This window comes from Arsenophonus nasoniae DSM 15247, assembly GCF_000429565.1.
GTDB lineage: Bacteria > Pseudomonadota > Gammaproteobacteria > Enterobacterales > Enterobacteriaceae > Arsenophonus > Arsenophonus nasoniae.
On the sequence record NZ_AUCC01000003.1, the window covers coordinates 19,625 to 32,562 of the forward strand.

Genomic DNA, 12,938 nt, shown 5'->3' on the forward strand with positions numbered 1-12,938 from the left:
GTGGTAGTAACTTTTATTTCGTGGGGTGTCAGTACCAAAGTAAATGTGACCCATATTGCTGGAGTAAAATTGATCTCCATCGATGTTATTAACTGATCTCGATGGATGTTATTCGGTGATCTCCATGCATGGTAATATGCATCATTCCCTTTATGGCATTTTATGAGGGTGGTGTCGCTTAAATTGGTAGAGTGGATCAGTTTTGCATGATCGGTGATAGTATAAAAAAGCCCACACTGGGTGGGCAAAAGCTGAACGATAACGTTACTGACTAATAACGGGCGAGTACTTCTCTTTTAAATTGTCTGACTTACTGCCAGCGCTTTTGATTGATGATGCGTTAAGGGGTGCGCCCGTGTTGTTATGAGTGTGTGCGGCTGTTAGCTCGGCAAGCTCTTTAACGACTGCTAATGTCTCTAACATCAATTGGGCAACGTTGATTTGTTGACTACCTATCCAAACCACAGGCGCGATAATGTGTTGTTGTGCACCGGCAATACTTTGCTTAATCTGTCCGACTTTCTCTATGAGCTTTTGACCAATTTCTATTGTTGAGTTTTGTCCAACATTAACCGTCATATCTTTTTCAATGCTGGCGACATAGTTTTTTGATGTTGCTATTGCGTAATCACCCTCAGACAAATGTTGGATTGCACCCGCTAATAGTTTTCTCATACCGAATACGGTCAAGGTATCCGTCGCTTGTACCGTCGTTTCCCTTGAAACTAATGTCCGCTGTTCTTTATCCGCGTTGATGGTGCGTAACATAGAGCATTCATTAATGCTTTGGTCTGTTTCACGATGCCAGCTACCATCGACCGTCACGCGCTGAAAAACTTCTTGGCGTTGCTGCTGTAATTGCTCCCCAGGTTGTATATCCGGCAGGGTATTATGTTGGCTGAGGGTTTGACGAATAAAGGGCTTATCCGGCCTACCCCCTTCAAACGCAATTTCGACTATGGTTCCTTCGGGGGGGAACTGGAACAGACCACTTTCACTACCTGCCATGGGCAAAGGTAACGGTACGGCTTTGTATGTTGGTGCGGCGGATCCGTTACCATCACTATCGAGCAGTTGCACATCAACCGCATATTTAGGTCTGAACGGGTCGGATATATCCCCTGCGCTGACGGATTCACTCGGTGACTCAATTCGGGCGAATTGGGGTAAATGTAGACCCGCTGATAATTCAGGGTACGCTTTATCAATCTGGTTGTGTATTGGGCTTTTGTCTTCTGCTTTACCTGTCAGCGGATTGATTGTCGTCCAGTACAGGGTAATATCTTCATTTTCAAGCTGAATTTTGTTAACACGTTTACCGTTTACCACGGTTCCAGCCCGTAAAGCAGGGATTAATGGAAATGTCGCGCTATTTCCTGCGGACTGTTTTTTTGAAAATGGCGCTGGGACTTCATGATTGTCATTTTTAAACATGGAGTCCGCCCAACTGCCGACAAAGACTTTACCGTCGGGCATTTGATACCAGACATAATCATCAATGCTAAACACTGCCCCAAGATGAGTGAGTAACTGAAAGCCAGTCCCATTATGTGTGAAGTGGGGGATTGGCGTATGACTATATTTTGCCTCGGGTAGAATGAACGTCAGTCCGCTATTTTCCTGTAAATAATCGATAATTGTTTTTAATGTGGGGTGCTGAAATGAACACGGCCACATTTTATCAAATAGCCCCACCAATTCACGGACGAACAGTTTTTGAAAACCGTTATCGGTGGGTTGAGTGCGTTCGACATAGCCCATGAAATAGCGATAGAGCGAATTGGTGTAACCGGTGTCAAATCGTACTAATTTACCGGTGTAATCGGTGTTAGTTTCTACCGTCAAAAAACCCCGTCCGCAAGCGGATAACTCCAGCATGATTTTGGCATCAACAAGGTGCACTTCATCATGCGATAAATAGCAACGACTAATCGGTTTCATGGATTCCCCCAATCATCAATGGGTTTTAACACCGTTCGTTCAAACCAGTTCAGTTCATCTTTTTCTTCTTTTGACGGGGTGGTAGGGGCTTTGGGGTTGCCTGTTTGCTTTTTGGCCTGTACTTTTCCTGCCGCGATAGCGTCTTTTTTCTCAGAAACCGATAAATGCTCTCTTAATGTAAAGGTGATTTGCCAGGCCATTTGCCCGTCGATTTCCGATGCGTCAATATTTCCGGTAAAGGTGGCGATACGAAAATTAATCGCTTTGGCGGTATGGTTAGCCACCCTGTAGCGTTTAAGTTTACCCTCTTCTTTGGCTTCCGCTAAAGCAAATAGCCTTGTGAGCACTTTCGGGTCAGTAAAGTTAATCACGCCCGTAACGCGCAGCTCTTTCGGTTTGATACCTTGCTCGGCCACTGCCGTACTGGATGTTTGACCGGATTGGTCTTTATCCTGAAATTGTACCGACGGATTAACTTTGATGTTCTTTAACGGGATGGCTTCGCCATCAAGCGCCAGAGTAATGGTTGTCGGTTTCGGGTCGTGTGATGAGGTCATGTAGCATTTCCTTTAATGGTGCCAGTTCACTCCCTGCGAATAGCGTTGCTAATGTAAAAATGGCATCCGGTTCAGGGATGTCTTTTTGCAGTTGTTCTGCTAAATAATCCCCCGTCCCTGTGCCGATAAAACGCCAGATTACCATCGATTGGCCAAGTAGCTCGGTGATTTTGCCATCAATCGCGTTTAAAACACTTTCGCGGTTGATTTTAAATCGGGTCAACGCCGATTTTATGGTATCAATACCGCTTGTGCTCCCTGCGTTATTTTTAGACTGCGCTATCAATTGCGCGTTTATTGTGGCGCGGCTACTGGATGTTGATAATGTTTGCGGTTTTGGTAAACCGCCAAAAGGTAAAGCCGGTAACTGCATTTTAGTAATTTGCAGTGATTGGGCGGTTTTGGCCATGCGTTCAACCTGTGAAAAAACGGGCAAAGGGAAAACGGTCGAAAACGCCTGCAACAGCCCCATAAATTCAGTTTGGGTTTTAGCGCAGACCATCATCACAACAACGTTGATTTCCTCAGCCCCCCTTAATTTCTTAGCCAGGTGTAGAATCGCATTGGGCGGGCTTAAATAACTGCCTGTTGCCGTTTTTTGCCCTAATCCATACACAAACGGGTGAGCGGACACCATCGAGCAGGTTAATTCCGACAGGGTCGGCGACATTTTCAGGATTTGTTTACGCCAATAACAACGATGCTCTGTCATTGCGGTTTCTCTGGCCAATCAATATCCGGTGCGATTGAGGTGTCGATATCATTGAGTTTAACACTATAAATTTCCCACTCGCGCAATGTTGACGCATCGATATCATTACCCATCCCCAGCCTGACTTTTCGCTCTAATGGATTGATGATTTGTTCCGCTTCATTAATCAATTGTAACTTTTTCTCATTCGCTGTATTGATTTGGGCGGCTTTCACTGCCTGATTATCCGTGACCCATTTTTTGCCATCCCATTTATCAAACTGCGTCTTAGGCACTAACAAGGTGAAGCCGGTTTTTATTTCGCCGAGATAATCAACGGTATAGGCATATTGAGTGGTGGTATCAAATACCGTTTTGCCTCGGTGGTCAGGAACATATAGCCACTGTTTGCCATCAAGACTCCGAATAATGGCGATTTCGTCACTATTCGGTATTTCTGGCGCATCCGTATAAGAACATTCTCCCACGCTGAGACCATCATGCAAAAATTCCATTGTCGCACCGATATATTCATGGGGTGCGTCCTTCATGCAAATAAACGTTTTTATCCAGCCTCGGTTTTTCGCAAAACCGTTTTCACCAATTTCGGTGGTTTTTATGTCTACACTGTATTTCATTATGCAGCCCTTACGATATATAAAAATGCGACATTTCGCGGTCGGTTTTCGTTTGCGGTAGGAACGACCCGCGAAGCATTAAAAGACATGACGCTGCCCCAATCGTCACCGCGTCCATTGGCAATGTTCACATTATGGTTGCTGTCTCTTCGAAATACCCCTTCACCATTAACTACTGGCGGTTCTGTCCCACCGTGTCTGGCATACCCAATGCGTCCGGTGATATTTCGAATAGCATCACCTTGATTACTTAATACTGTTCTGCCTGGGTCAACTTTTCTGCCTAAATCCAGCCCGCGAATAAATTCACCGTACAAAAGGGGCAATTTCCCCGAAGGATAAGCTAACGCTAATTGGGGATACTTGGCTTTATCGAAGTAATTGCCATCACAGACAAAATAACCGTTAGGGGGCGTCGCTTGTGGCCAGGGAATGGGCGCGCCGACCGGATAATTGTTGATTGCTTCAACATCAGAAGTTAATGCTAGAGTTCCATCTTTCTTTGATGGAATAGTGACAACAGCTTTATTGTTGTTTTTAGCATCTCTATACACGAAATAGGCATCGCCCGGGGCAGTTTCAAAGCCAAGTTTCTGACCATCGCCTTTGATAAGGGTCAAGCTGGTATAATTACCGTTACTCCTTATATCTATTTGACCTGCGGTGAATTTTTCCCAAGAATTTTTCTTGGCAAAGAGCTCGTCACAAACTTTTTGGCTGATGACATCGGTTGTTGAGTGACCCGTCGCTTGTTTAATAACGGCACTGTTAAGTTTGGTATTAAGACCTTGTAGCAGTTCTGTTTTGGTGGCGTAGTCGCCTTTAGATTGCAGTTTGTCCACTTCTGTTGTGAATAAATTCAAGCTGGGCACTTTGTCATTATTATTGCCCTTGACACCTGAAATGTTCACCTTATCGACCTTTTTGGTTAAATCCAATTTGAATTGCGTTTCAAACGCTATCATCGATTGATGACTCAGTGCCCCTTTGGGCCGTAAATCTTTCACGTTTCCGTTGGCATCAATACTGGCTATCGCAAACACATGATGGGCAAAGCCGCTATTATCCACATAATTATTCAGGGTGGGGGCAGCGGTAATGTTAATGACGGTACGCCACTGGCTGACAATATTGCCTTGATAGCTAAAGTCGGCATAAATTTTTGTGTTTCGTAATTCATTTAAAACCGATTTTTTTTCCAGTTGTCCCCGTAAACCACCTACATAGCCAAGACCTTCTTTAACGATAAATTGTTCACTGTTTCGGATGACTTCAAAGCCTTCATCAAAGAAAGCGGCTTCACCGTAGCTATCGATGTTAATTAAACGCTGCATTTCATCAATACCCGCTAAACGGGCGGTAAAGTCAATTTGCCATGTCTCCGCCCGTGTTTTGATTTGGGTTTCTTCGGCTGCGCCCTTGAATTCCAACAAAAACGAGCGGATCAAGACATTGCCCTGCTGGCCGTTTTGGGTTTTTAATTTTTTCTGTGGCGGCGCATGGGTGATCATGGCGACGGTGCCAGACGTTTTATTCAGTAACCCAATCCAGTTAAAATCAAAATCACCGATCTCAGCCCCTAATGTGACGCTATAAGCGACCGCATTTTCACTCGCTAAACCCGCTTTATTGACGACCTGACGGTGCACAATCTGATGGATAGGCGGTAACGTTTCGTTTCGATCAATGGGGTTATTGGGATCGAGGTTTGGGATGTTTGCAAACACAAATTCATCAAGCAAGACCGGTTTTCCACTTGCCGCTTCTTCCGCTTTCCAATGTTCAAACGCCGTCGTAATGACTGAGGCCATGAAGGTGTTCCTTTACATTAATGAGGCGCCAACGGTTTGACTTGACGCTGAATGATGAGGTAATGGCGCGTGATAACACACATAATCCGCTTCAACAAAGCTGACTGGCATCCTCAATTTATGCGCAGCCATCACTTCAAACCGATAGCGGCGACAAGTCCGCCCATATTGGCGAATGATGTTTAACAGCAAATCGGGATGATTGGCGATTTGCACATCACTGACCCGTAAGATAATCACATCCCAATCAATATCGGGCTGACGCTCGTTTATTTCGACATAACCGACGCCAAGGCGCTGAAATATAGCAATAAACCCTGCCACGCTTCCCGCATCCCTGGCATTAATAAACGCATACTTCACCCGCTTTCGGTATAAATTCAACGGTTCACCGTTAAATCGATGGATATCGCGTTGATAAGCCAGCAAGTTTAATAATGGCTCGGTGCAGGTTTCCGGATCTAATTGCGTTAATGGCCAGGTGATCCGATCGTAAATCCATTGCCAAAAGCGCTTTGTCGCGCGCAATAATGCGGCGGGTTCACCGTTGTTCATCCACGAAGGCAGCTCTAGCCGTTTGAGTTTTTCGTTAAACTCGGTCATTACGTACCTCAACCGTCAGTGACGTTAAGCGTGGTACATTCAGTGTACTCACGATATCGGTAAGGCTAAATTCAATAGAATCAATGACCTTAAAGTGTTTGTGTAACTCTCGACCTAAGTTTGAAAACGAAAAACGCGAATAGGGCCAGGTCTTTTTAACCGCGTATTGGGTGTTTTCTCTAAATGCGCACCGCACTAAATTGCCGGTGTCGTGCTTTAGCTTTTGTAATGCTTCCGCGGTGAAGTTCTCTAGGTTTTGCACAAACAGCGTTATTTTCAATGTGTGCTGAGTTTCTGGCATAGCGAAACACTGCATATCATCACCGTGTCCGTGATGACCTTGCGCATTGATATAGTCATTCACTTTGTCGATAAACGGCAGACTGGTCACCCCACTGTCTAACAACAAATACGCATTGGCCGTCCCTGCACCTCTTGGTGCATCATGCAAGAAGAAAATGCGTTCAATACTTAAGCCGACAACGTTTGCAATCATGCCGCGATAAACCGCATCGGTGTGATAATTACCGACCAGGTTATATTGGTTTCGGCAACGATCACGTAATTCCTGGTCATTCTCTGCATTGGCACCCGGTATTAATAGCCAATTGTCTTCATTTTGAACGCGATCAATGCCCGTAATGGCGACGGGCAAAATACGGAAATAGCCAGGGGCAAGGTTATAAGCCCCGCCCGCACTTTCTGCGATAACCGGCACTAACACGCTGGCGGTATCAATGGTTTTTGTTTCTACTGTTTTCACCCGGTAAATGGTGCCGTTAATGCGTTCAGTCTGAATGAGGGTACCCGCTGCCACAGTGACAGCGCCTGCCTCTGCCGAACGATAAAAACGGATCAGCCCTTTAGCCTCGGTAGCCGGTTTTCTGGCTAAATTGACACCCCATGCAAACATATCGAGCAAGTGACCGGATGCGGTCGCCAGATACATGTTTTTCAAGGTAACATGAATTAATGCTTCATTGAGCCATCGAACAGGGCGTGTGACGAGGGTATTAATCAAGCGCCAAAATGGCGACATCGTGGATGTATTCGTAATGAGTCCTTCATCGTGAACAAGGGTGGCGAACTGGTCGCTAATTTCCGCTTCAGAAACCGGCATCCCGCTCTCCCGTAATACTTGCTCATAATCGATTGTGGGTCTGTTTCTACTGTCCATCATTCACGCTCAAATTGATACGGCCAAAATCGACCGTATCGGCCGTCACCCACAATCGTTTTGGGCTTTCTTCGTCAATCACCACGCTACCCGGAATGAGCCGCTCGTCACTTTCGACCAGAATTTCCATTTGAGTATGAATATCAGCGCGGATTGTCGGACTTCGCTCGGCCACTAATTGTGTCGCGAGTCCACTTTCAATGATGCGGTGTGCCACATCTTGCGTGATTGACACCCGGTTATGACACAACGCCGGTTCATCACCGGCATTCAAAGTAAAATTTCGGTCGGTAATTAATAAATCAATATAGCGTAAATCATCCATTTTCTAGCCGCGTCCATTCCGCTAAATCCGTTGGTGACATTCCGTTTGTCACATGGATATTGACGTTATCAAAACGCTTGCTGTTATCAACGCTTTGCGTTCGGTTATGGCTGATTTGCCGACTAATGCCGCCTTTTTCGACATCGTTTAATTGGCTACCCATTAATAAACTTCCTGCATCAGCAGGGGTAGAAGAGCCAACCGCTGTTCCGGTCGCGTTGGTTTCAATGTTGACCCCGGGCAGGATATTAAGCACGTCAACGATCCCGTTGTAAACATCGATGAATGATGCTTTTAGCCATGTCCACACGCCCGTAAAAATATCGGTGATCCCGTTTGCCATGGCAGCGAATGAATCAATAAAAGAAAAATTATCAAACCAGGTGGTTAACTTTTTCCATCCTTCAAGGATGAATTCCAATGCTTGGTCAAAGGCTTCGCCGACAGCACGAATAGCCATTGAGACCACGTTAAAGGCGGTGGTATTCATGACCGCGGCTTTAATGGCATCCCAATGTTCAATCAATTTAGTGATACCGTAGGCAAGCAACGCAATTGCCCCAACCACTAACAATACTGGCCAGCTCATAAATGAAAAACTAATCCCCGCGACCATGGCCGCAATGCGTACTGCCAGCAGTGTTCCCCTGATCAGTTTTAGCGCACTATTCCATGCTAAAATCGCTCCTCGGTAAAGCCAGACAAACGCCGTCCCTATTTTTAATACCCCGGTAAACAGGCTCATGGTGACTGTTAAGCCCGTCATCATAAGACGCGCTATTCCCATCACGATATTTGCTGCCGCCCCCGCGGTAGCGAACCCGAGTGTACCCAGGGTGAGATAACCCACCCACCGTGCGATATTAGGAAACAAGGTAAACCAGCGCACAAGGGTTTGCCCCCCTTCGGCCAATTTATCAATGAATGGGTTAATAACCGGTAACAAGGTCATGCCGACGGCAATTCGGATAGATTTCCAGATTGCCCGTAATCGTTCCCAAGGGAGGGTTTGTTTCGCCGCTTGCTCAGCGGTACGTTTTAGGCCATCACTGGCACCTAAAAACCCGATATTTTTACGCAATATATCGACATTGCCATAAAGCTGTTTGACGACCACGGCAGCATCACCGAAAGCGGCTTCAATTTCTTGTTGGGCTTTTACGTTCCCTTCAATACTGCTGCCATATTTGGCTTGAAGCTTATCCAACATTTCAGGCATTGAGCGCATTTGGCCCGTGGCATTGACGAAAGAGAGCCCTAACTTTTTAGCGCCCGCCGCCGCGGTCTTCATAAATGACTCATAAGCCCCCGCGGATTCACCGCCTAATGTTCGTTGTAATTCGCCCAATACCGCTAATTGTTCGTCAATCCCCACACCGAATTGTGTCCCCGCATTTCTTGCGCCTTCCATCAGACTGGCCATTTCGGCCATAGAGATACCGAAGGTTTTTGACATCGTCACGGCTTTACCCGCCAGTAATTCTGCAAACTGCACCTGACCCACCTGATTGGCATAGGATTCGAACTGGTTAAACATTTGCCCCATATACTGGGTGGCTTCCTCTGGCGTGCTTTTCAGTGCCGCGGCGGTGGTGTTGGTAATACGGGTTAATTGCGGTAAATCCTGTTGGTTCACATGATTAATGGCTTTGCTGATTGCGGTGGTGGAATTCACAAAATCGATAGATGATTTACCGTATTGCGCCGCAAATTTAAGGGCATCTTTGGCGATTTTATCCATCACGCCGCTATCGATACCTTGTAAACTCGCAGACATCATGGCCTGATTCATTTCGATAGCGGGGTCAAGAATGCTTTTTACCGACCAAAAAGCCCCCACCAGTCCCGCACCGCCAATCGCCATTTTTCCAAAAGCGACTTGACTATCATGAGCAAAGTTAGCGACGACAGATTGCAGCTTCCGAATGGGTTTAGTGATGTTGTCAATAAGGCTGAGGGTAAAATCAAGTTCGCTCATGAGCCACCTTTAAAGGCAAGTGCAATGCCATTTGCAATGGCAATCCGCATGTTTTCTGAATAGCGATTGTCTAACCAGATTGCCGCCGCGAGATTTTCCTCCGTGTCCGCTTCATGTGGCAAATACCGCTGCCGCAGTATGCGGAACTGTTGCAGCGGATTCTTTTCAATCGCACGAACACGGTGAGTCAGTTTTTTATGCTAATTTCCAGCCTGGGCGCATACGCTTTATTGACATTATCAACAATTTGCGCGGCGGTACCCGGTAGCGTGAGTAATTCATCAAGATATTCTTTGCTCTCTGCACAAACTATCCGTTTTAGATAGGTGGTGATAGGGGCGATTTTGTTATCCATCGACATATCATTGATCATGCTATTGTAAGCCGTGATATTGGGCTCAAAGCGGATGTCTTTTTCATTGATAGTTAACGTAATTATTTTTTTGCTCATGCGATAAATCCCTTCTTTGATTAATTTCGTCCGATAATTGGTTATGTCGGGCGGCACATTGGCCGTACATCATGGCTAAATCGGTTAATGTGATGGATAAATCACGACCGGTTTTTCCTGTCAGGGGTGGCAACACCGATGCGCATTTTTTTAGCAGATTTTCCTGATAGCTCGCGTTCGATATTGCGGGCGGTTTCGTTATACATCCTGACAAAATCATCACTAACACAACCGTGAGTAAAGACAGGCTTAATAATTTCAGTGCGTATTTCTCTGGGGGCAGCATGGGTGATCCCCTCCAATTTTTCTTCTAACTTTGCCGCGGCTTGGCGCGATATCGTTTCTAACTCAACCCGGGTTTTATCCGCGGTTTTCTTGGCGGTGAGCGCCAGGCTATCGTGATAAAACCCGTTGACTTTCCAACCCGCCCAGAAGGCACAGGCTAATAATGTGATAATCAGCGCGAGGGGTTTTGTCATAGCGTTGCAAACGCCTTTTCAAATAGCGTTTGTTCGTAGGGCTGTTGCCCGTTTTCATGAAAAATGATCGCTTTAGCCAGTTCGATGACCGTGTTTTTATCAAAGGGATCGATCGTCTCGGTGGGTTTTACCTTTAGCGCGTCAGCGACCCGATGAATATAAATCGCGGTTTCATTCTCGACGGAAGGTGCCCAACGATGGATTATTTTTTCGATCGTATTAAACCCAGAAAGATGATAATTTTGCAGTAACTTCATTAACGCTCTCACACCATATTCAGGCAGAATGAAACGGCAAAAACGCGGTTCGATGCGACTATCAAAAGGCAATTGGCCTAGCCATTGATTCTTTGGGTGGTAATCAATATTGCCGGGGTTATTGTTTCGAATGCCTCTTATCCCTTTCATGGCTTAAACTTCCCTTTTAACCATCTGCTGGTGCGTTTTTTAAGCGATAATTCAATCGTTTGATAGCCAGCGATGCCGAGAGCCGAAGCCAATCCGGTCAGCGCCAGGGGTGAAAGGTCAGGGATCCAGATTAACATGGCGCCTGCCGCCACCGAGGTTGCCGAGCCTAAAATCACCCGACCCATAAATAACTTAATCGTGACCGGCTCGGCGTTTGTTAACATTTGTCCGATACCAATTAACGCGCCGATAAGAACCAGGGTGATAAATGTCTTTTCTTGCTCTTCCATGAACAATATGCCTTATCCAATCAGGGTTTTTGTTAATGCTGATTCTAAATAGGGGATGCCATTAATCCGCACAAAATCCGGGCTGGTGACCAAAAACTTGATTTTGTGGGTCGTGACGGTACCGCCTTTGGGGTCAATATCTAAAATATCGCTGACAATCAATTTGCAGCCAAACGCCTCCACTTTCATTTCTTCATTACCCGCCTTGGCATACCAAAGAAAATCCTGCGGTTTGATCCCTCGCCATGATCCTGCCGCGCGCGCTTTCGCGGTCATGATGGTAAAGTACTTGGCGGTAATTTCCAATTCCCCTTCGGCGCTCACATCACCGGAAACAAAACCGTCAGGCATGCCGCGTGTTTGCGCGGCGGCGGTGTTATCGGTAATCGATAAGTTCACTTTTTCGACGTGAATTAAATCGCCGTCAATATTGACGTCAAAACTTTGACCGGATAAACGTTGACTCATTGGTTAGCCTCCAGCTTGGCATCCAGTAAAATACTGACCGTAATGCCTTTCGGGCACGCATAGGTGCGTACGGTGATATAAATGTCCACCGTGTTTTTTGTTTTCCAAACAATCGCAACATCCCCTTCTTGCGGTGGTTGACATTCACCGGGGAATGTCACGCCGTTAATTTCAGTGCTACGTGCCATTTCGCGCATCGTGCGTGAAAAATAAGATTTATGACTTTCGATACTGTTTGGTGTGCTATTTAGGCTCCTATCACCGATTTTTGCGATAGCCTGTAATCGCACCCGCCGCGCCACCTTATCGACAATACGCAGATTTTCGATAGCTTGAAAATCACCGCCTTCAACACTGAGCGTTCGCCCCTCCGACCAATAAAGTCCGTCATAGTCGGGATACCACATGGGAACACTAAAACGCATTTTTTCCAGTGCCTGAAGCGTGGCCAAATCAATGTTCACGCCTTCACTGTCCTTAGGGAAATCACTGCGACCAAGGTCAATCAATGCCCCTGTTTGCACACGGGCAGGACTATCGGCAATGGTGACGGATTGATGACATAAACGCCCCGCTAATACGCCGGCTTCGTTACCCCATAACACCGGGACCAATTGAATTGACGCTTCGGTTTCGCCTTTTTGCAAAACACTTAAGCGGGTTAAGGCCTTTTGCCAGGTTTCCGCCTCTTGCAGTCCCACAACCGAAAGCATGCCCCACGTCCAACGGCCAAACTTGGCAAGTAAAGTGGCGCGGAGGGTTTGTGCCGCTTTGATAGTCGCCTTGCTGGTTTCACCGATATAGACATAACCCTCAACACTGGCAACGGATTGTGCGGTTAAAACCGCATCAACAAAAGCGGTATCCGCTGCATTTTCGGGTAAGACATGAACGTAAGCAAACCAGTTCTGGCCAGCATTCGCCATGGCGGCTTTGATATTCGATTTTAACGGGTTCGCTTCTGCTCCCAATAAGGCGTCTAAATCCGTTTGGGTATTGATAGGTCGCGTTTCACCCATCGCGTTTTTCCCTTTACCCACGAACAGCAAGACGCGCTCAATTTCTTTGCTTTCGCCTTGACGCTGGTCAACCTGATTAACTTGAACGTGTGGCCACATGGTT

Annotated in this window: 16 protein-coding genes; all 16 read right to left on the reverse strand. The window is 46.3% G+C overall.

Features of this window, described 5'->3' with window-relative positions:
• Nucleotides 1-264: 264 nt before the first annotated feature.
• Entirely contained in the window at nt 265-1,941 is a 1,677-nt protein-coding gene (locus G468_RS0101075) for a hypothetical protein (protein WP_026821515.1), read from the reverse strand.
• Nucleotides 1,938-2,498 carry a baseplate complex protein gene (locus tag G468_RS0101080; RefSeq protein WP_026821516.1) on the reverse strand — a complete coding sequence of 187 codons (561 nt, stop codon included), beginning with the start codon at nt 2,496-2,498 and terminating at the stop codon, nt 1,938-1,940. The genes G468_RS0101075 and G468_RS0101080 overlap by 4 nt, the downstream gene beginning before the upstream one ends.
• A complete protein-coding gene (locus G468_RS0101085; protein ID WP_071846836.1) occupies nt 2,449-3,210 on the reverse strand; it encodes a hypothetical protein in 762 nt (253 codons plus the stop codon). Before G468_RS0101085 ends, G468_RS0101080 begins: the two co-directional genes overlap by 50 nt.
• Nucleotides 3,207-3,827 (reverse strand): tail fiber assembly protein, encoded by a 621-nt coding sequence (locus tag G468_RS0101090; protein ID WP_034249146.1) that lies wholly within the window; start codon nt 3,825-3,827, stop codon nt 3,207-3,209. Before G468_RS0101090 ends, G468_RS0101085 begins: the two co-directional genes overlap by 4 nt.
• The gene (locus G468_RS22220; RefSeq protein ID WP_051296900.1) at nt 3,827-5,638 is read right to left on the reverse strand and encodes a phage tail-collar fiber domain-containing protein; all 1,812 of its coding nucleotides are present in this window, start codon (nt 5,636-5,638) and stop codon (nt 3,827-3,829) included. The genes G468_RS0101090 and G468_RS22220 overlap by 1 nt, the downstream gene beginning before the upstream one ends.
• 12 nt (nt 5,639-5,650) lie before the next feature.
• The gene (locus G468_RS0101105; RefSeq protein ID WP_026821520.1) at nt 5,651-6,241 is read right to left on the reverse strand and encodes a phage tail protein; all 591 of its coding nucleotides are present in this window, start codon (nt 6,239-6,241) and stop codon (nt 5,651-5,653) included.
• On the reverse strand, nt 6,228-7,418 hold the full coding sequence (locus G468_RS0101110) for a baseplate J/gp47 family protein (protein WP_026821521.1): 1,191 nt from the start codon (nt 7,416-7,418) through the stop codon (nt 6,228-6,230). Before G468_RS0101110 ends, G468_RS0101105 begins: the two co-directional genes overlap by 14 nt.
• Complete coding sequence (locus G468_RS0101115) at nt 7,408-7,743, reverse strand: DUF2590 family protein (RefSeq protein WP_026821522.1); 336 nt, start codon at nt 7,741-7,743, stop codon at nt 7,408-7,410. The genes G468_RS0101110 and G468_RS0101115 overlap by 11 nt, the downstream gene beginning before the upstream one ends.
• Nucleotides 7,736-9,721, reverse strand: coding sequence for a phage tail tape measure protein (locus G468_RS0101120; protein ID WP_026821523.1), 1,986 nt, complete (start codon nt 9,719-9,721; stop codon nt 7,736-7,738). Before G468_RS0101120 ends, G468_RS0101115 begins: the two co-directional genes overlap by 8 nt.
• Nucleotides 9,718-9,891, reverse strand: a complete 174-nt coding sequence (locus G468_RS25030) for a DUF6890 family protein (RefSeq protein WP_420885097.1) — start codon at nt 9,889-9,891, stop codon at nt 9,718-9,720. The genes G468_RS0101120 and G468_RS25030 overlap by 4 nt, the downstream gene beginning before the upstream one ends.
• Before the next feature lie 17 nt (nt 9,892-9,908).
• Nucleotides 9,909-10,172, reverse strand: coding sequence for a putative phage tail assembly chaperone (locus G468_RS0101130; RefSeq protein ID WP_026821524.1), 264 nt, complete (start codon nt 10,170-10,172; stop codon nt 9,909-9,911).
• A gap of 101 nt (nt 10,173-10,273) precedes the next feature.
• On the reverse strand, nt 10,274-10,651 hold the full coding sequence (locus G468_RS23585) for a hypothetical protein (RefSeq protein WP_026821525.1): 378 nt from the start codon (nt 10,649-10,651) through the stop codon (nt 10,274-10,276).
• Entirely contained in the window at nt 10,648-11,058 is a 411-nt protein-coding gene (locus G468_RS0101140; RefSeq protein WP_026821526.1) for a structural protein, read from the reverse strand. Before G468_RS0101140 ends, G468_RS23585 begins: the two co-directional genes overlap by 4 nt.
• Nucleotides 11,055-11,348, reverse strand: coding sequence for a phage holin family protein (locus tag G468_RS0101145; protein WP_026821527.1), 294 nt, complete (start codon nt 11,346-11,348; stop codon nt 11,055-11,057). Before G468_RS0101145 ends, G468_RS0101140 begins: the two co-directional genes overlap by 4 nt.
• 12 nt (nt 11,349-11,360) lie before the next feature.
• Nucleotides 11,361-11,816: a DUF2597 family protein gene (locus G468_RS0101150; protein ID WP_026821528.1), complete on the reverse strand. Its 456-nt coding sequence runs from the start codon at nt 11,814-11,816 to the stop codon at nt 11,361-11,363.
• Entirely contained in the window at nt 11,813-12,934 is a 1,122-nt protein-coding gene (locus tag G468_RS0101155) for a DUF2586 domain-containing protein (RefSeq protein WP_026821529.1), read from the reverse strand. The genes G468_RS0101150 and G468_RS0101155 overlap by 4 nt, the downstream gene beginning before the upstream one ends.
• Nucleotides 12,935-12,938 lie beyond the last annotated feature (4 nt).